The following is a 1,139-nucleotide window of genomic DNA, read 5'->3' on the forward strand; positions in this document are numbered from 1 at the left end:
GATTATGCAGTTACTTTAGCAACTACACCAGCACCAACTGTACGACCGCCTTCACGGATCGCAAAACGTAGACCTGGGTCCATTGCGATCGGGTGGATTAGCTCTACTGACATCTCAACGTTGTCACCAGGCATAACCATTTCCACGCCTTCTTTAAGCGCGATCGCACCAGTTACGTCCGTAGTACGGAAGTAGAACTGTGGACGGTAACCGTTAAGGAATGGAGTGTGACGACCACCTTCTTCTTTAGAAAGTACGTATACTTCCGCATCGAATTTAGTGTGTGGCTTGATCGCACCTGGTTTAGTCAATACTTGACCACGTTGTACGTCTTCACGCTTAGTACCACGAAGAAGAACACCACAGTTCTCGCCCGCACGACCTTCGTCAAGAAGCTTACGGAACATTTCTACGCCGGTTACTGTAGTAGTTTGAGTATCACGGATACCAACGATTTCTACAGACTCACCTACTTTAACGATACCAGTCTCTACACGGCCAGTTACTACTGTACCACGACCAGAGATTGAGAATACGTCTTCAATTGGCATAAGGAATGGAAGGTCAATTGCACGCTCTGGCTCTGGAATGTAAGAGTCAAGTGCTTCAACAAGCGCAACTACCGCTGGCTCGCCGTATTGGCTGTCATCACCGTTAAGCGCAAGAAGAGCAGAACCACGAATTACTGGAGTGTCATCACCCGGGAAGTCGTAAGTAGAAAGAAGTTCACGAACTTCCATTTCAACTAGCTCAAGAAGCTCTTCGTCGTCTACAAGGTCGCATTTGTTCAAGAATACAACGATGTAAGGTACACCTACCTGACGAGAAAGCAGGATGTGTTCACGAGTCTGTGGCATAGGACCATCAGTCGCAGCACATACAAGGATCGCGCCATCCATCTGAGCAGCACCAGTAATCATGTTTTTAACATAATCGGCGTGGCCCGGGCAATCTACGTGAGCGTAGTGACGAGTTGGAGAATCGTATTCTACGTGTGAAGTATTAATTGTAATACCACGTGCTTTTTCTTCTGGTGCAGAGTCGATTGCAGCGTAGTCTTTCGCTTCGCCACCGAATTTCTTCGCACATACAGTTGCAATTGCAGCTGTTAAAGTTGTTTTACCATGGTCAACGTGACC

At 47.3% G+C, this 1,139-nt stretch carries 1 protein-coding gene; it reads right to left on the bottom strand.

The genetic code is table 11. The features are described from left to right. Positions 1-2: 2 nt before the first annotated feature. A partial coding sequence (tuf, locus tag NI465_RS16520) for an elongation factor Tu (protein ID WP_180087657.1) occupies positions 3-1,139 on the bottom strand: 1,137 nt, incomplete at its 5' end.

This window comes from Acinetobacter lwoffii (assembly GCF_024129855.1).
In the GTDB taxonomy this organism is placed as follows: domain Bacteria; phylum Pseudomonadota; class Gammaproteobacteria; order Pseudomonadales; family Moraxellaceae; genus Acinetobacter; species Acinetobacter lwoffii_L.